General features: G+C 71.0%; 12 protein-coding genes and 2 pseudogenes. 7 read left to right on the forward strand and 7 right to left on the reverse strand.

What is annotated here, in order from left to right; genetic code table 11:
* Window positions 1-214 precede the first annotated feature (214 nt).
* Together EV567_RS07410 and EV567_RS07415 are read right to left on the reverse strand one after the other, a co-directional pair.
* Window positions 215-1,138, reverse strand: coding sequence for a carbamate kinase (locus EV567_RS07410; RefSeq protein ID WP_130437846.1), 924 nt, complete (start codon window positions 1,136-1,138; stop codon window positions 215-217).
* 88 nt (window positions 1,139-1,226) lie between these two features.
* On the reverse strand, window positions 1,227-1,427 hold the full coding sequence (locus tag EV567_RS07415) for a hypothetical protein (protein ID WP_130437847.1): 201 nt from the start codon (window positions 1,425-1,427) through the stop codon (window positions 1,227-1,229).
* Window positions 1,428-1,620: 193 nt separating this feature from the next.
* Here EV567_RS07415 and EV567_RS07420 point away from each other — a divergent pair.
* Together EV567_RS07420 and EV567_RS07425 are read left to right on the forward strand one after the other, a co-directional pair.
* Window positions 1,621-2,081 (forward strand): annotated as a pseudogene (locus EV567_RS07420) (cyclic nucleotide-binding domain-containing protein).
* Window positions 2,082-2,122: 41 nt separating this feature from the next.
* A complete protein-coding gene (locus EV567_RS07425; protein ID WP_130438308.1) occupies window positions 2,123-2,827 on the forward strand; it encodes a CBS domain-containing protein in 705 nt (234 codons plus the stop codon).
* A 756-nt stretch (window positions 2,828-3,583) separates the two neighbouring features.
* Here the strand turns inward: EV567_RS07425 and EV567_RS07430 are convergent.
* From EV567_RS07430 to EV567_RS07440, 3 genes are read right to left on the reverse strand one after another with little or no spacing between them, the layout of a single operon-like run.
* A complete protein-coding gene (locus tag EV567_RS07430; RefSeq protein WP_130437848.1) occupies window positions 3,584-4,087 on the reverse strand; it encodes a flavodoxin domain-containing protein in 504 nt (167 codons plus the stop codon).
* Window positions 4,088-4,103: 16 nt separating this feature from the next.
* Complete coding sequence (locus EV567_RS07435) at window positions 4,104-4,835, reverse strand: CBS domain-containing protein (RefSeq protein ID WP_130437849.1); 732 nt, start codon at window positions 4,833-4,835, stop codon at window positions 4,104-4,106.
* 22 nt (window positions 4,836-4,857) lie between these two features.
* Window positions 4,858-7,551 carry a bifunctional GNAT family N-acetyltransferase/acetate--CoA ligase family protein gene (locus EV567_RS07440; protein ID WP_130437850.1) on the reverse strand — a complete coding sequence of 898 codons (2,694 nt, stop codon included), beginning with the start codon at window positions 7,549-7,551 and terminating at the stop codon, window positions 4,858-4,860.
* A 220-nt stretch (window positions 7,552-7,771) separates the two neighbouring features.
* Between EV567_RS07440 and EV567_RS07445 the strand changes: the two are divergent.
* Window positions 7,772-8,393 (forward strand): annotated as a pseudogene (locus tag EV567_RS07445) (polyphosphate kinase 2); the annotation flags it as partial.
* A gap of 11 nt (window positions 8,394-8,404) precedes the next feature.
* On the opposite strand, the gene EV567_RS07450 reads toward EV567_RS07445, so the two are convergent.
* Both EV567_RS07450 and EV567_RS07455 read right to left on the reverse strand, forming a co-directional pair.
* Complete coding sequence (locus EV567_RS07450; protein WP_130437851.1) at window positions 8,405-9,310, reverse strand: universal stress protein; 906 nt, start codon at window positions 9,308-9,310, stop codon at window positions 8,405-8,407.
* 25 nt (window positions 9,311-9,335) lie between these two features.
* Entirely contained in the window at window positions 9,336-10,241 is a 906-nt protein-coding gene (locus tag EV567_RS07455) for a universal stress protein (protein WP_130437852.1), read from the reverse strand.
* 365 nt (window positions 10,242-10,606) lie between these two features.
* Here EV567_RS07455 and EV567_RS07460 point away from each other — a divergent pair, with 365 nt between their 5' ends.
* The 4 genes from EV567_RS07460 to EV567_RS07475 all read left to right on the forward strand — a co-directional run bounded on the left by EV567_RS07460 (window position 10,607) and on the right by EV567_RS07475 (window position 16,127).
* Complete coding sequence (locus tag EV567_RS07460) at window positions 10,607-12,319, forward strand: SulP family inorganic anion transporter (RefSeq protein ID WP_130437853.1); 1,713 nt, start codon at window positions 10,607-10,609, stop codon at window positions 12,317-12,319.
* Between the two features lie 299 nt (window positions 12,320-12,618).
* The gene (locus EV567_RS07465; RefSeq protein WP_130437854.1) at window positions 12,619-13,830 is read left to right on the forward strand and encodes a globin domain-containing protein; all 1,212 of its coding nucleotides are present in this window, start codon (window positions 12,619-12,621) and stop codon (window positions 13,828-13,830) included.
* A 40-nt stretch (window positions 13,831-13,870) separates the two neighbouring features.
* Window positions 13,871-14,293, forward strand: a complete 423-nt coding sequence (locus tag EV567_RS07470) for a hypothetical protein (protein ID WP_130437855.1) — start codon at window positions 13,871-13,873, stop codon at window positions 14,291-14,293.
* A 265-nt stretch (window positions 14,294-14,558) separates the two neighbouring features.
* Window positions 14,559-16,127, forward strand: a complete 1,569-nt coding sequence (locus EV567_RS07475; RefSeq protein ID WP_130437856.1) for an oleate hydratase — start codon at window positions 14,559-14,561, stop codon at window positions 16,125-16,127.
* Window positions 16,128-16,258: the final 131 nt, after the last annotated feature.

The raw sequence follows: 16,258 nt of genomic DNA on the forward strand, positions 1-16,258 counted from the left end.
GGGCCACACCTCACCGAGTGAGCGGCATACGGGAACACCCTCGCGATTTCCCGCCTTCGGCTCCCGTCCGGGCCTGGGCTGAACGTCCCTCTACCGGCTGCGAGTTGGCCACTGCCGGCGCGCAGCCGCCACCAGGCGGAGGTGGCGGACCACGGGTCGAGCACGCCCGCCCGTGCTGCCTGGTCAGCCCATGTCCATGCCCGTTGGCGGCACCTCAGCCGACGATCAGGTCAGGACGCACAAGCGTCCCCGACCTCCCGTGAACGATCTCGTACGCCGCGTCGAGGGCGCCGATGGCCGCCAGTCCTCCGGTACGTTCGACGAACTGGGCGGCGGCCTCCGTCTTGGGGCCCATGGAGCCGGCGGGGTAGCCTCCGCGGCGCAGGTCGTCGGGGGTTGCGTCGAGGACGGGCTGCGCGTCATGGGTGCCGTAGTCGGCGTAGACGCACGGGACGTCGGTGAGGATGAGAAGGAAGTCGGCCTTGAGGTCCTCGGCGAGCAGAGCCGCCGTGAGATCCTTGTCGACGACCGCCTCCACTCCGTGCAGCGCGCCGGTGTCGTTGTCTGCGGTGACGGGGACGCCTCCCCCGCCGGCGCACAGGACCAGTGCGCGGCTGCCCAGTAGTTCGTGGATCGTCTCGATCTCCAGGATCCGTTCGGGCGACGGTGAGGGGACCACGCGGCGCCAGCCCCTGCCGTCCTTGGCGATGTGCCAGCCGTGCCTGCGGGCGAGGGACTCGGCGATCTTGCGGGAGTACACCTGGCCCACGAACTTCGTGGGCCGGCCGAAGGCGGGATCGTCGGCCCGTACCAGGGTGTGCGTGACCAGCGCGGCGATCCGGTGCCCCGGCAGCGCGTCGTGCAGTGCGCGGACCAGCAGCGAGCCGATCATCCCCTGTGTCTGGGCGCCGAGCAGGTCCAGCGGATAGGGAGCCTTCAGCGCCGGATCGGCGGCGCTCTCCTCGGCGAGCAGACCGATCTGTGGACCGTTGCCATGGGTGACGACGATCTCGTGTTCCAGGGCGAGGGCGGCGATCGCCGTGGTCACCCGGTCGATGTTCGCCTCTTGAATATCGGCGTCGGGGCGTTCGCCACGGTGCAACAGTGCGTTGCCGCCGAGGGCGATGACGATACGCATGGCTTTGGTCCTCCAGGGTGGCCACGAATACAGCGCCGATGGTGTGCAGGCGGTTCTCCGCCTGGTCGAAGGGCGATAGCTTCCCGGCTCACTGAAGGACCGGGATCCGATCAGGTCGGCGGGGCGCCTCGGCCGCCTCCACGCCGGCCGGTCGATAGCCGGCACGACGCCGCTGCGTCCGCAGTGCCAGTGCGTCGAGTACCGCACTGAGCACGAAGGTGACTGCCGTGGAGACCGCCAGAAGATCCGCGAACAGCTTCCAGAACTCGGAGGTCAGTGACGTAGCCACTCTGCACACCCCCTTCCACCGAGTCGTCTCTCGTCTTCATCGAACATCCAGAGCTGTTCCGGCGCAGGGTGCCGATGGACCCGGACGCGGGGCCGGGCGGCCCGGCCATGGGGCCGGGTGGCCCATCGCCGGGCGCAGGGCACGGGCGCACGCTGCAACTGGCAGGCTCGTACGCCCTGGTTGGAGGCCCGTCATGAACGCTCCCGCCACGGCCGCATGTTGCAGGCGCTCCCCGCCGAACACCGGCAGCGGCTGATGCGCTTTGCACGGGAGGTGTCGTTCCCCCAGGGCACCCGTCTCTTCGAGGAGGGCGGCCGCGCCGACCGGTTCTGGATAATCCGTACCGGCAGCGTCGACCTCGACATGCGTGTACCCGGTCGCCGGGCCGCCGTCATCGAGACCCTCAGGCACGACGAACTCATCGGCTGGTCCTGGCTGTTCGCCCCGCACACCTGGCACGTGCGCCGAGGCGACCAGCCCGGTTCGCGCCTACGAGTTCGACGCCACCGCGATCCGCTCGATGTGCAAGGACGACTCCGCTCTCGGCGCGAGCGTCACCCAGTGGGTGGCAGCGTTCTCGCCCACCGCCTGCGCTCGACCCGCATCCGGCTGCTCGACCTGTACGCCCCGTACGGCAGCGGCAGCCTCCTGTGACCACACCGACGACTCGAAGCGACAGCGCCCCCGGAGGCATGATGCACGGCAGCCCGCACATCGTCAGCGACGTGATGACGCACACCGTTGCCGCCATCTGCCGTGGCGCCTCCTTTAAGGAGATCGTGCGGATCATGCACGACTGGAAGGTCAGTGCCCTCCCCGTCCTGGAGGGCGAGGGCCGCGTCGTCGGGATCGTGTCCGAGGCGGACCTGCTGCCCAAGGAGGAGTTCCGCGACAGCGACCCTGACCGGCACACCCAGCTGAGGCGCCTGTCCGACCTGGCCAAGGCCGGCGCGGTGACCGCCGGGGAGCTGATGACCTCGCCGGCCCTCACCGTCCACGCGGACGCGACCCTCGCGCAGGCCGCGCGGACCATGGCGCACGCGAAGGTGAAACGGCTCCCCGTAGTCGACGAGTTGGGCATGCTGCAGGGCATCGTGAGCCGCGCCGACCTGCTGAAGGTGTTCCTGCGCGATGACGAGGGCATCGCGCAGGAGGTCCGCCGGGAGGTGGTCTCGTACCTCTTCCCCGCGCCGACGTCCGCCGCACGTGTGGCCGTGCTGGACGGGGTCGTGACGCTGAGCGGCCGCATCCGGGACACGTCGCTGGTCCCCGTGGCCGCACGTCTGATCCGGGCCGTTGAAGGAGTCGTGGACGTGGAGTTCGACGTCTCCGGGCACGGCCGTTCCCCGGAGCCGGCCCCTGCTCCGTCGAGCCACACCGAGGACGCCTCAACCTCGTGAGTTACCCGAGCGAACAATGAAGGTTCGCAGCCACAAAGCCGGCCGCCTGCGCAGCCGCGGCGGCCATCGCTCGGCCGAAGCGCTGCTGCCACAGCAGAAAGTGCAACTCCTTCCAGAGCAGAGCGAGTTCGATCTACGTCGGGATCAGGCCAGACCACGCCGCACTCCTCCCGCACGCGGTGACTCTGCCGAGGCCGCCGCCGTCGCCGCTCTCGCCGCCGCGTTCCGGACGCCTCCGGCTCGCCGTGCTCCCCCGGCGCCGAGTCATCGCGGTGCGGCGGCGAGGCCCGATCGCACCGGCCGAGCCGACGGCCGCCCGACAATCGTCGCCGCCACGTCGCCCACCCCTTGCGGTCGTCAGGTCACGGCAGTGGAGGACGGCACAGCGGCGCTGCGGGCGGCGCGCGCAGACAAAAACCCGCGGGCCACGTCTCTGGCCTGCCCCGCCATCCGGAGACTGCCGTCGTCGTCGAGGGGCCCGCGGATCCGTTTGGGGGATGCGCCGTCACGGTCTCCGCGGCTCGGTCCTTGAGATTCCTTCCGTCTTCCCCGACAGACGGATCATCCATGAAGCACGAAGCCGTCACTCATTCGGGGGCGTTCGCGGAACGGTCACACAGCAGGTGCCGAGGCGGCCGCAGCATCGCGGGGCCGCCTCCGCAGCCGCTGAGCAGGGAGAGCTTCGAATTGCTGTACATCAGCGAACCCAAAGTCAGCGTCTTCTCCACCTCGTGGCTGTCACGATCCCCGACAGCGTCACGCATTCATGTGCGTCAGCTCGTCGGCGACGTGTGCCGCCCATGTCTCGATCGCGGTGAAGTCGCGGAAGTCCCCACCCTTGCCGTTGCGGAGGATCATCCGTGCGACCCATCCCTTCGCGCCCTCCTCCAGGCAACCGCCGAAGGTGACGTGTTCCCTGGCGTCGAGCTCGGCCATGGCCTTCTTCACGCCGGGCACGGGTGGGATGTCCCGTTCCGAGGCCGAGGCGTCGAGCGGGCCGCTGCTGAACAGCCACAGGGGGCGTTCGGCCAGGGCGCTGCGGTGCCGCCGGAGGAAGCGGCGGGCGTGCTTGTGCCAGCGTCCGGCGTACAGTCCGCCACCGGCCACCACGGCGTCGTACGACGCCACACTCGCGACGGACTGGGCTGGAAGGGCCTCCACCGTCAGCCCTTCCTTGCGCAGGACGTCGGCAATGGTTTCGGCGATCTGCGCCGTCGATCCGTTCGTGGTTCCGTAGGTGACCAACACGGTGCCGGTCATGGGGATACGCCTCCTCTCACAATCGGCGCAGCCAGTCGTCGGCCACGCCGTGCAGCGCCTGTTCCGGCGTGGGCAGGTGCGCGTCGTCCAGTCGGTAGGTGAGCTTGTCGACCACGCCGACCACGCCATCGATCCGGCGGGTCATCGACAGGGCGATCTCCGTCTCGCTCTTGCGTTCCATGTGACCGGTGAGCGTGACAACGCCCTGCACCACGGACACGTCGATGCCGCGGGGCGCCAGCCACAGGGTGCTCACCAGCACGTCCTCGATCACCTCCTCGCGGATCTCCTGGTCGGGGCGCAGGAAGACCTGGAGCAGGTCGCGGCGGGTGACGATGCCGACCAGCCGGTCCTCCTCGTCGAGCACCGGCAGCCGCTCCACCTGGTGCTGGGCCATGGTGCGGGCGGCCTCGACGACGGTGTCGTCGGCGTGGGCGGTGACCGGCGGCTCGGTCATGAGCCGGCCGGCGGTGCGGGCGTTCGCCTTCGCCGCCTGCCGTCGGGCCCCGCGCGTCAGACCGGGGAACGTGAAGCGGCGCCGCGGTTCGTACGGTTCTGGGGTGGCCGCCTGGCGTGCGATCAGGTCCGTTTCGGAGATGACGCCGATGACCTTGTCGTCCTCGTCGACCACCGGCAGTCCGCTGATCCGGTGGGCCGCGAGCAGCCTCGCGACCTCCTTGAACGGGGTGCCGTACTCGGCGCGGACGACATCCGTGGTCATCACGGAGCCGACCTTGTTGTGCTTCATGTCTGTTTTCTCCTCTGTGGACTCAGCGGAGCCGGCGCAGATAGGGGTCCTGGGGCCTGCACGGCACGAGGCGGATCCGCGCATCGAGCACGGTGACGCCGGCCGGTGTCGCGAGGACCGGGTTGAAGTCGGCTTCGGCGAGCTGTGGCAGGTCCGCCGCCATGCGGGACAGCCGCAGCAGCAGTTGCTCCAGCCCCTCGAGGTCGACGGGTCCGTTGCCGTGCGCGCCGAACAGGAGCGGGGCACATCTCGGGGCGGTGATCAGGTCGTGCACGTCGTGGTCGGTGAGTGGGGCGAGCCGGGCCGCGTGGTCGGCGAGGACCTCCGTGGCCGTACCGCCGAGGCCGAACAGGACGAGCGGGCCGAAGACCTGGTCCTGGACGACGCCGGCGAACAGCTCGGTGCCTCGGGCGGCGAGCGGCTGCAGCACGACGCCGGTCATCAGCCCGGCGAAGCGGGTCTCCAGGTCACGGAAGGCGGCCCGGATCTCGGAATCGCCGCGCAGGTCGAGATGGACGGCGTGCTGCTGACTCTTGTGCACCAGCCCGGGCCAGTGGGCCTTCATGACCACGCGGCCGTCGACGCCGCGCAGCCGGTCGGCGGCCAGGACGGCCTCGTCCTCGGTCTCGGCCCACGCCCACGGGATCTGCGGGATGCCGTAGCAGGCCAGCAGGTCGGCGCAGGTGCCTGGTTCGAGCCAGCCGCCGTCAGGGTGTGCGGCGAGGTAGTCCGCGACGACCGCGCGGGCACGCTCCCTCTCGACGCCGTCGAGGTCGGGTACGGTCCCGGCGGGCCGCGCGAGCCAGGCCGCGCGGTGGGCGGCGTGGGCCAACGCCCGTGCCGCCGCCTGGGGTTCGGCGTACGCCGGGACGGTGCCGCTGTCAGCGGCGGGCAGCAGCTCGACGGGCAGGCCCTGTTCGAGCCGTACCGCGACGAGCGGCTTCGGCCGTCGGCCAGAGGCTCGGGTGAGGGCCCGGACGAGGTCGTCGCCGGTCGCCGCGGCGACTGCGGTGGGCACGAGGGCCACGAGGACGGCATCGACGCCGCCGTAGCGCATGAACCGCTCCACACACTGCGTGAGCTGTTCCTCCGTGACGGCGGCGGTGGCGTCGACCGGGTTGCCCACCGCGGCCCCGTCCGGCAGGACGGCGAGCAGGTCGTCGATCAGCTCGGGGGTGGGCGCAGGCAGCGACAGCCCGGCCTCGGCGCAGGCGTCGGCCGCGAGGACGCCGGCCCCGCCCGCATTGGTGACGATCACCACCCGGCTGCCCGCGGGCAGCGGCTGCGAGTGCAACAGCGCGGCGGTCTCGAGAAGTTCGCCGACCGAGCGGGTGGCAGTGATGCCGGCCTGAGTGAACAGCGCGCCGCGCGTCATGGTGCGGGTGGCGGCGGCCGCGGTGTGCGAGGCGGCGGCGCGGCGGCCCGCGTCGGTACGTCCGGCGTCGACGGTCAGCACCGGCATGCGGCGGGTGACGCGCCGGGCGGTGCGGGAGAACGCGCGCGGGCTGCCGAACGATTCCAGGTGCATCAGGGCGAGGTCGGTGCGGCCGTCGCTCTCCCACCACTGGAGCATGTCGTTGCCGCTGACGTCGTACTTGTCGCCGAGGGAGGCGAAGGAGGACACCCCGATGTTGAGCCGGGACAGCCCGTCGAGCAGCGCGATGCCGATACCGCCGGACTGAACAGCGACTCCGGCGGTGCCGGGGCGCGGGTGGCCGGCGGCGAAGGTGGCGTCGAGGCAGAGTTCGGGGGCGGGGTTGGAGATGCCGAGGCAGTTGGGTCCGACGAGGCGCATGCCGTACGAGCGGCAGGCCGCGAGCAGGGCGTGCGCCTGGTCGGCGTCCAGTCCCGCGGTGACGACGAGGAGGGCACGTACGCCTGCTTTGCCGCACTCCTCGGCGGTCACCGGGACCGCGGCGGCGGGTACGGCGACGACGGCGAGGTCGGGTGTTTTGGGCAGGGCGCTGACGGACGGGTAGGTCGGCACGCCGAGGATCGAGTGCGCGGCGGGGTTCACCGCGAACAGCCGCCCTGTGAAGCCGCCCGCGTGCAGCTGGTGCAGGACCGCCCGGCCCACCGAGCCCGGCTTGCGGCCGGCGCCGACGACGGCCACCACGTCCGGCTGCAGCAGCGGCCGAAGGCTTGCGACGTCGGCGGCCCGGCCGCGTTCCTCGACGGCCGTCAGGTAGGTGTCGCTCTGGTCGAGGGCGATGGCGCAGCGCACCTCCGGGCCCTCGAAGCGGCGGGCGGTACGCAGGCCGAGGTCGGCGAAGAGCCTCAGCACCTCGTGGTTCTCGCTGAGCGCGTCGGCGGTGAGGGTTGTGATGCCCTCCGCGCGGGCGGCCGAGACGAGGTGCTCCACGAGGAGAGTGCCGACGCCCCGGTGGTGCAGTCCGTCGGCGACGGCGATGGAGATCTCCGCCGTGTCCTTCTCGTCCCCGGTGTCGTACTCGGCGAGGCCGATCACCCGGCCCTGCGTCTCGGCCAGCAGCGCCCGGTAGCCGGGGTGCGCCCGGGCGCAGGCCCGGTCGGCGGCCAGACGGGCCGACCGGTGGCTCGCGGCGAAGAACCGCAGGCGCAGGTTCTCCGGGGACATCTCCTCGTAGAACCCCTCCAGCTGATCGTGGTCGCCGGGCATCGCGGGACGGATGCACACAGTGGTGCCGTCCGCGAGCAAGGCGTGGACGGGTGGTCGGTCGGTCACGTCGTGCGTCATGGCGGGACTCCTCCAAACCTCTTGACACTTCGAGCATCCGGCGGATCGGGCGGGTGGCCCATGGGCTGTCCGGGGGCGATGTGAGGACCGGTCGGCCCCAACATTTCGCCGGTCGGCTCGGCAGGCTCGACCCGAGACCCACCAAACCGCCGCTCGGCTGCCGTACACGGATAGGGGTGCGCCACTTCCTGCCGGTCGCTACGGTGCTGTCCCGGTCTTCGACGACCTCAACCCTCGCGTCGCCCGGATCGCGGCACAGCCCAAGCCGACCTTGCGCGAGCGCACCCAGTGGTACTTCCACCGCTACGTCGAACATCTGCCGGCCGCCGGAGAGATCGTGCTGTTCGGCCGCTCCTGGTACAACCAGACCGGCGTGGAGCACGAGATGGGCTTCTGCACGAAGGAGGAGAACCAGCTGTTCCTGCGCCAGTGCCCGATCTTCGAGCGGATGCTGGTGGAGGACGGGATCCTGCTGCGCAAGTACTGGTTCTCGGTGAGCGACATCGAGCAGCAGGAGCGGTTCCGGCGGCGGCTGCAGGATCCGGTGCGGCGCTGGAAGCTGTCGACGATGGACCTGGAGTCGATCGCCCGCTGGGAGGCGTACTCCCGGGCGAAGGACGAGATGATGGTGCACACCGACTTGCCGAGGCACCGTGGTACGTGGTCGAGAGCGATGACAAGCGGCGGGCCCGGCCGAGCATGATCGCACATCTGCTCGATTCTGTGCCGTATCGCGAGGCGCAGCCGCCGGTGTTGGAGCTGCCGGAACGGCCGCCGTCGACGGGCTATGAGCGCCCGCCGCGTGATCGCAGACCTCTGTCCCCGATCACGCGGCGAGCCTCTGGGGCGCCCGTCAGGCGTCGTGCGCCTGGTGCGGAACGACGGCGACCGGGCAGGCGGAGTGGTGCAGCACGGCGTGGGCGATCCGCCCGAGCTGGAGCCCCAAGTGCCCTTCGTGGCGCGTGGCGCCGACGACCAGGAGGTCGGCACGGTGCGAGGCGTCCACCAGCACCCGGCGGGCGTGGCCTTCGACGGTGCGCCGGTGCACCTCGACGTTCTCCGGGACGTCCTGCAGCGCCGCTTCCAGCTCCTCCGCGGCCCCCTCCTCGTGCAGCCGGGCGGGGTCCCCTGCGAGCAGGGGATGGCCGGTGGTCTCATGCGCGGGACACCGCCAGGCCCGGACGGCCTCCAGCGGCACCCCGCGTCGCCGGGCCTCCTCGGCGGCGAAGCGCACCGCCGCCGACTCCTTCGCGTCCTCGCCGACGCCCACGACGACCCGTCCGTGGACGGGCGGCGTCGCCTGGTTGTCGTGGCTGCCGCGCAGCACGATCACCGGGCAGTCTGCGTGGGCGGCGACGGCCAGACTGACGGAGCCGAGCAGCATCTCGGCGATGCCGCTGCGACCGCGGGTGCCCACGACCAGCGCGGAGGCGTGCCGGGCCTCGCGGACCAGGGCGTACTCCGGCTCCTCGAACACCACGTCGGCGCTCACCTGCAGGTCGGGGTGCCGGTCGCGGGCCCGCTGAGCGGCGGCGCCAACGACGTCCTGGGCCAAGGGCAGCGCGGTCGGTTTGCCGATGTCCCGGGCGAGGGCGGCCCCCTCGTACCGCTCCCACAGGCAGGCGTACACCACCCGCAGCGGCACTGCGCGCAGCGCGGCCTCGTCGGCCGCCCAGTCGACGGCGCGCAGGCTCGGCTCGGAGCCGTCCACGCCCACGACCAGGGGCCCAGCAAGGGCTTGTTCGGCCGGTGCGTTCATGATCTGCACTCCCTCAGTTGGTAGTTCAGTCGTGCGCGACGACGGCGACAGGGGCGGTGGCGTGGTGCAGTACGGCGTGGGTGACGGGTCCGATGTGGGCGCCGATCGGGCTGCGGCGGATACGGCGGCCGACGACGACCAGCGATGCCTCGCGGGAGGCGTCGATGACGTGGTTGGCGGGGCTGCCGAGGCGGGACTCCTCAAGGACCTCGACGGCCGGGTACTTCTGCCGCCAGGGGCTCAGGACCTTGGTCAGGGCGGCGGCGTCCTGCCGGCCTAGTTCCGCGCCTATCTCGGGGGCGGCGGGCAGGCTGGAGACGTAGTAGGGCGGCAGGATCCAGCTGTGCACGACCCGCAGGGACGTCTGCCGTCGGGCGGCCTCATCGAACGCGAAGGCGATCACCGTGTCGTCGGGGTGGTCGGTGTCGAGGCCGAGCACCACGGGGCGGTACGCGGTGGCGGCGGACGGGATGCCCACAGGGTCCTTCTCATGCTCGTCGGCGGCCTGCTCGCCGGATCGCACGAGGACGACGGGAGTCTCGGTGCGAGCGATCACGGCCGCTCCAACAGACCCGACGAGGAATCCCCCGATCCCGCTCAGCCCGCGGGAGCCGAGGACCAGCAACTCAGCATCCTTCGCAGCCTCCGCCAGAGCGTCCGTCGGCCTGCCGGAAATCTGCTCCATGACCACGTCCACACCCGGGTGACGCAGGCGGAGTCCCTCAGCCGCCTCACGCGGAATCCGCTCGCTCCAGTGCTGCTGCGTCTCAGCACCCAGGAGCGGGGCCTGCGCGATGGGCTCCGGGACGGGCTCCCAGACGTGCACGAGCTTCACCGGCAGGCCGCGCAGCTTCGCTTCACGGGCCGCCCACTCGGCAGCAGCACGACTCTCGAGCGAGCCGTCGAGGCCCACGGTGACGGTGCGGGACATTGATGTCCACCTCCTGAATCGGGGTTCCGATCCCAGGGTGGTGGTGGGGGAACGGCACGGTGCAGAGACCGCAGGTCCCCTTTCGGGGGCCGATAGGCCCCATGAGCCGACCGCTGTTCTCAATATCGCAGCGTCCGGCGACGCCGACCGACGACACAGCGGTGCGTGCGAGCGGTGGCGTCCAGGCGCACCCAGCCTCGGTCAGAGTGCTCGTCGCGATCTGTTCCCCAAGGAAGTGTTGGCGGCCCCTGCCCGCCATGTCGACCAGCAGCGCTGTGCTGGCAGAAGATGCCTCGCGGCCGTTCGGCACCTCGCGGCCGGCCAGGAGTCCGGAGGATCCTGAGTCCTTCGCCCCAAGGAGGATCATGTTCCAGAGCTCGGTCGACCGTGCTTCACAATGGCGACGTCTGGTGCCCGGACTCGGCACGCTGCTCGGCTATCGGCGCTCGTGGCTGAGAGGCGACGTCCTGGCCGGAGTGACAGTGGCCGCGTATCTCGTGCCCCAGGTGATGGCGTACGCGGGCGTGGCCGGCCTGCCGCCGGTCGCCGGGCTGTGGGCGATCCTGCCCGCGCTCGCCCTGTACGCCCTGCTCGGCTCCTCCCGCCTGCTCTCGGTCGGCCCGGAGTCGACGACCGCGCTGATGACGGCGACGGTGGTCGGGCCGCTCGCCGCCGGAGATCCGGCCCGTTACGCGACGCTGGCGGCGACCCTCGCGATCGCGGTCGGTCTGCTGTGCGTGCTGGCATGGGCGGCGCGGCTCGGCTTCGTCGCGGATCTGCTGTCCCGGCCGGTGCTGATCGGGTATCTGGCGGGCGTCGCGCTGATCATGATCGTGGACCAGCTTCCCAAACTCATCGGTGTCCCGACGACGGGCTCGGCCTTCTTCGCAACCCTGTGGTCCTGCGTACGGAACCTGTCACACGTCCACGTGGCCACGGCCCTGTTCGCCATGGTGGCGCTCGGCGTCCTCTTCACGGTGGCCCGCTTCCACCGCGCCGTTCCCGGCCCCCTCCTCGTCGTGGTCCTCGCCACGGCGGCCGTATCCCTGTTCGACCTCGACGACCACTTCGGCATCAAGGTGATCGGCGACGTCCCGTCGGGCCTGCCCGCCGTGGCCCTGCCGGACCTGACCGAACTGCCGCACCTGATCCTGGCCGCCCTGGGCCTCCTCCTGGTGGGCTACACCGACTTCATCCTCACCGCACGGGCCTTCACCACGCGCGACGACAAGGGTTCCGGGCTCGACGCCAACCAGGAGTTCCTCGCTATGGGCGCGGCCAACCTCGGCGCGGGCACACTGCACGGATTCCCGGTCAGCAGCAGCGCCAGCCGAACCGCGCTCGCCTCATCAGCAGGCGGGCACAGCCAGGCGTACGCACTGGTCGCCGGCGCGGCCGTCCTCGCGGTCCTGCTCTTCCTGAGCCCGCTGCTCTCCCGCACCCCCACGGCGATCCTCGGGGCGCTCGTCGTCTACGCGGCCGTCCGCATGATCGACCTGACAGGGTTCCGGCGGCTGGCATCCTTTCGCCGTCGGGAACTCCTGCTGGCGCTCGGCTGCCTGGCCGGGGTTCTCGCCCTGGACATCCTGTACGGCGTGCTGGTCGCCGTCGGCCTGTCCGTGGCCGAACTGCTCACCCGGGTGGCCCGCCCGCACGACGCCGTCCAGGGCATCGTCCCCGGTGTGGCCGGCATGCACGACATCGACGACTACCCCCAGGCCCGCACCATCCCCGGCCTGCTCGTCTACCGCTACGACTCCCCGCTGTTCTTCGCCAACGCCGAGAACTTCCGCCGCCGGGCCCTGGCCGCTGTGGACGAACAGACCGAACCGGTCCGCTGGTTCGTTCTCAACACCGAGGCGAATGTGGAGGTCGACATCACCGCCCTGGACTCGGTCGACGCACTCCGCCGCGAACTTGCGCACCGCGGCATCGTCTTCGCCCTCGCCCGCGTCAAGCAGGACCTGCTGGACGACCTGACGGCGTACGGCTTGGCGGAGTCCGTCGGCCGCGAACGGATCTTTCCCACTCTGCCGACGGCGGTGGCCGCATACCGGCAGTGGCACCGCGAACAGTAGACCGCCCGGAGGTCCATCTCCCTCAACGTGCGGCTTGCGCAGCGCCTGGCGATCGCCGCCGGCGCTCACCCGGAACGGCTGCCACAGACAGAGCCGACAGTCGGTCATCCCGGTGCCGTGCGGCCCTGCGACGGTGCGGGTCGTGGGACCGATGTGCCTGAATCCATGGGGCCGTTCGGCCCCTGTTCGCCCAGCGCCGCTCGACAGCGCCGAAACCCGGTCACGTGCCTGCTACACAGGAGATGCCGCCGGATGCGATGCGGCGTCCTTCCACCCCACCCCCCTGTCTGGGAGGCTTCATGCTGTCCGCAGAATCCGCCGCCGTCATCCGTGCCACCTTGCCCGCCGTGGCCGGCGCGCTCGACGAGATCACCACCCGCTTCTACGGCGCGATGTTCCGCGACCGGCCGGAACTGCTCGACGGGATGTTCAACCGCGGCAACCAGGCCAGCGGAGCCCAGCGACGCGCGCTGGCAGGCTCGATCGCCGGGTTCGCGACCGCGCTGCTCGACGCCCCGGACACGCGCCCGGACGTCCTGCTGGACCGGATCGCGCACAAGCACGCCGCTGTCGGCGTCACCGAAGACCAGTACACGATCGTGCACAAGTACCTGTTCGGGGCGATAGCCGAGGTGCTCGGCGACGCGGTGACCCCGGAGGTGGCGGCCGCCTGGGACGAGGTCTACTGGCTGATGGCCGGTGCCCTGATCGGCCGGGAGGCCCGCCTGTACCAGGACGCGGGCGTGGAGCCCGGCCAGATCTGGCGGCGGTGGACGGTCGTCGAGCGCCGCACCGAGACCCCAGAAGTGGTCTCCTTCCTGCTCCAACCGGCCGACGGCCGGCCGGCCCCGCGTGCGCGGGCGGGCCAGTACGTCAGCGTGCGGGTCCTGATGGCCGACGGCGTCCACCAGCTGCGCCAGTACAGCCTCTCCTCCGACCCGGGCGGGGGCCTGCGGCGCATCACCGTCAAGCGAGTCGCCGGCACGGCCGACACGCCGGACGGCGAGGTCTCCAACCTGCTGCACGACCAGATCCACGAGGGCGACGAACTGACGCTGTCCCCGCCCTTCGGCGACGTCTTCCTCGACGCAGCCGACGCCAGCACGCCGGTCGTCCTGGTCTCCGCAGGCATCGGCGGCACCCCCATGACCAGCATCCTGGCCCAGCTCACCGCCCTCGGCTCGACCCGCCCGGTGCTGGTCCTGCACGCCGACCGCTCCCCCTCCGACCACGCCCTGCGCACCGAGACAACCGAGCTGGTCGGGCAACTGCCGGGCGCCCGCGCCATCTTCTGGTACGAGCACCCGAGCCCGGAGGAACCCGACGCCCGCGAGGGCCTGATGAACCTCGACGGCATCGAACTGTCCGAGAACGCCACCGTGTTCCTGTGCGGCCCGCTGCCGTTCATGCGCGACATCCGCGCACAGCTGCTGAGCGCCGGAGTTCCCCCGCAGCGCATCCGCTACGAGGTTTTCGGCCCCGACCTGTGGCTGCCCGGCCCGACGGCCTGAACGCCGGACGTCCCACCGAACTCCAGGAGAGGAAATTGGCATGACCAGCAATGACACCCAGGCCGCCGCCCCCACCGTGCTGCTGCGTTCGGAAGGCGAGGTGGACGAGGAGACCCTCTCGTACGCCCGCACGAAGATCGACGCTGTCGTGGGTCGGCCGGGACTGCCCGCCGCCTCCGGCAAGGTGCGGATCACGCGAGCAGCCGCTCACCACGCGGACCGTCCTTGGACGGCGACAGCCGCCCTGCACGTCGGAAGGCGAGAAGTCGTCGTGCTCGCCGAAGAGGCCACCGGCCGGGAAGTCGTCGACCAGCTCCAGGACCGTCTGCGCCGCCAGATCGACAAGGCGGCCCGCGCCGGACACGACGACCACCGGACGGCGGCCCCGCCATGGCGCGGCGGCCCCGGTATCCCGCGTCCTGCCGAAGGAAGCGGTCCGACGGCGGACTCTCACCCGGCGTGAGTACGCGATGAATGCGGGCCCGGTCGGCGGCGGTCCACCGACCGGGCCTCTGCGATTCCCGCTGGCCCGCGGCGTCGGTGAGCGTGAAGCGCCCCGCACGGGGAGCCCACGGTCGGTGAGCGTGAAGCGCCCTCGCACGGGGAGCCCACCTGCCGGGCCATGCGGCACCCTCGGGTGACCAACGGCCCACTGACGGCGCTCACTGCCACCGGAAACGCTGATGGTGTGCGGTTCCCGATCAACAGGCAGAACGAGGAGTTTTGTGATGGCGAAGGCTTATCTGGTGGGCAGCGGTATCGCGGCGCTCGCCGCCGCCACGTTCCTGATCCGCGACGGCGGATTCGACGGCGGCGACATCCACCTCTTCGAACAGCAGGAACGCACAGGCGGCAGCCTGGACGCCGGCGGAACGCCCGAGGCCGGCTACACCATGCGCGGCGGGCGGATGTTCGAAGCCGAATTCCGCTGCACCTACGACCTGCTGTCCACCATCCCCACCCTCGATGATCCGTCGGTGTCGGTGACCGAGGACCTCCTCGCCGCATACGAGGAGTTCGGCTGGGACGACGCCGCACGCCTCGTCGACGCGGACGGGAAGATCACCGACGTCCGGTCCATGGGGTTCTCCGAGCGCGACCGGCTGGAGCTGGTGAAGTGCCTGGCGACCCCGGAGGGAATGCTGGACGGCAAGAAGATCAACGACTGCTTCGGCGAACACTTCTTCACCACGAACTTCTGGTACATGTGGTGCACCACGTTCGCCTTCCAGCCCTGGCACAGCGCGATCGAGTTCCGCCGCTACCTCAAGCGGTTCATCCACCTCTTCCCGTCGTTCGCCTCGATGACGGGCATCCAACGCACCCGCTACAACCAGTACGACTCGATCGTCCGCCCATTGCAGGCGTGGCTGGCCGAGCAGGGCGTCACCATCCACACCGGCTGCTCGGTGACGGACCTGGACCTCGCACCGGGCCCCGGAACCCGGGTCGAAGTCATCCGGCTGGACCGCAGCGGCCGCCATGAGCGCATCCACGTGGCGCCCCAGGACCTCGTCCTGATCACCAACGGCTCCATGACCGACTCCTCCAGCCTCGGCTCGCACACCACCGCTCCCCCACCGCACCCGCGGCGATCGGACGCCTGGTTGCTGTGGCACCGGCTGGCAAGGGCGCACCACGGCTTCGGCAACCCGGACACCTTCGACAAGAACATCCCCGCCTCCCGATGGGAGTCGTTCACCGTCACCGCCACCGACCCCTCCTTCCTCGACGCCCTGGAGAAGTTCAGCGGCCGGGAGACGGGCAAGGGCGGCCTGATGACCTTCACCGCCTCCAACTGGCTGCTCACCATCGTCGCCAACCACCAGCCCGTCTACCGCGACCAGCCCGACGGCGTGACGGTCTGGTGGGGCTACGGCCTGTCCCCCGACCGGCCAGGCAATCGCACCGGCAAGGCGATGACCGCATGCACCGGCCGGGAGATCCTCCAGGAGGTCCTGCACCACCTGCACTTCGACCAGGACCTCACCGACCGCGTCCTTGCGACTTCCACCGTCGTGCCCTGCCTGATGCCGTACATCACCAGCCAGTTCCTGGCCCGCCGGCGCGACGACCGACCGCACGTGGTGCCCGAGGGCTCGGTGAACCTCGCCTTCATCGGCCAGTTCGCCGAAGTACCCGACGACGTCGTCTTCACCGTCGAGTACTCCGTGCGCACCGCCTGGACCGCCGTCGCCGAACTCCTCGGCCTCGACCGGCGCCCGCCCGAGGTCTACAAGGGACACCACGACCCGCACGTCCTGGTGGAGGCGCTGGAGACCATGCACCGGCGGTGACCGCCCGGCCGGGGTACGGCGTGCTCCGGCTCCTCAACGCACATAGTGCGGGCCCGCATTTCCCCCAGAGCGCCCAGCTGCGAAGAGCAGGCGCGCTCCGGGTCCCTGGACGCGGCTGCGGTGAACCACCC

The sequence above is a fragment of the Streptomyces sp. BK239 genome (assembly GCF_004217285.1).
Taxonomy (GTDB): domain Bacteria; phylum Actinomycetota; class Actinomycetes; order Streptomycetales; family Streptomycetaceae; genus Streptomyces.

Excerpts from the sequence above, each read along its gene's own strand:
- EV567_RS07425 (WP_130438308.1), top strand. The coding sequence starts at position 2,123 with ATGCACGGCAGCCCGCACATCGTCAGCGACGTGATGACGCACACCGTT.
- EV567_RS07410 (WP_130437846.1), bottom strand. The coding sequence starts at position 1,138 with ATGCGTATCGTCATCGCCCTCGGCGGCAACGCACTGTTGCACCGTGGC.
- EV567_RS07450 (WP_130437851.1), bottom strand. The coding sequence starts at position 9,310 with ATGAACGCACCGGCCGAACAAGCCCTTGCTGGGCCCCTGGTCGTGGGC.
- EV567_RS07465 (WP_130437854.1), top strand. The coding sequence starts at position 12,619 with ATGCTGTCCGCAGAATCCGCCGCCGTCATCCGTGCCACCTTGCCCGCC.
- EV567_RS07430 (WP_130437848.1), bottom strand. The coding sequence starts at position 4,087 with ATGACCGGCACCGTGTTGGTCACCTACGGAACCACGAACGGATCGACG.
- EV567_RS07460 (WP_130437853.1), top strand. The coding sequence starts at position 10,607 with ATGTTCCAGAGCTCGGTCGACCGTGCTTCACAATGGCGACGTCTGGTG.
- EV567_RS07455 (WP_130437852.1), bottom strand. The coding sequence starts at position 10,241 with ATGTCCCGCACCGTCACCGTGGGCCTCGACGGCTCGCTCGAGAGTCGT.
- EV567_RS07435 (WP_130437849.1), bottom strand. The coding sequence starts at position 4,835 with ATGAAGCACAACAAGGTCGGCTCCGTGATGACCACGGATGTCGTCCGC.
- EV567_RS07470 (WP_130437855.1), top strand. The coding sequence starts at position 13,871 with ATGACCAGCAATGACACCCAGGCCGCCGCCCCCACCGTGCTGCTGCGT.
- EV567_RS07475 (WP_130437856.1), top strand. The coding sequence starts at position 14,559 with ATGGCGAAGGCTTATCTGGTGGGCAGCGGTATCGCGGCGCTCGCCGCC.
- EV567_RS07440 (WP_130437850.1), bottom strand. The coding sequence starts at position 7,551 with ATGACGCACGACGTGACCGACCGACCACCCGTCCACGCCTTGCTCGCG.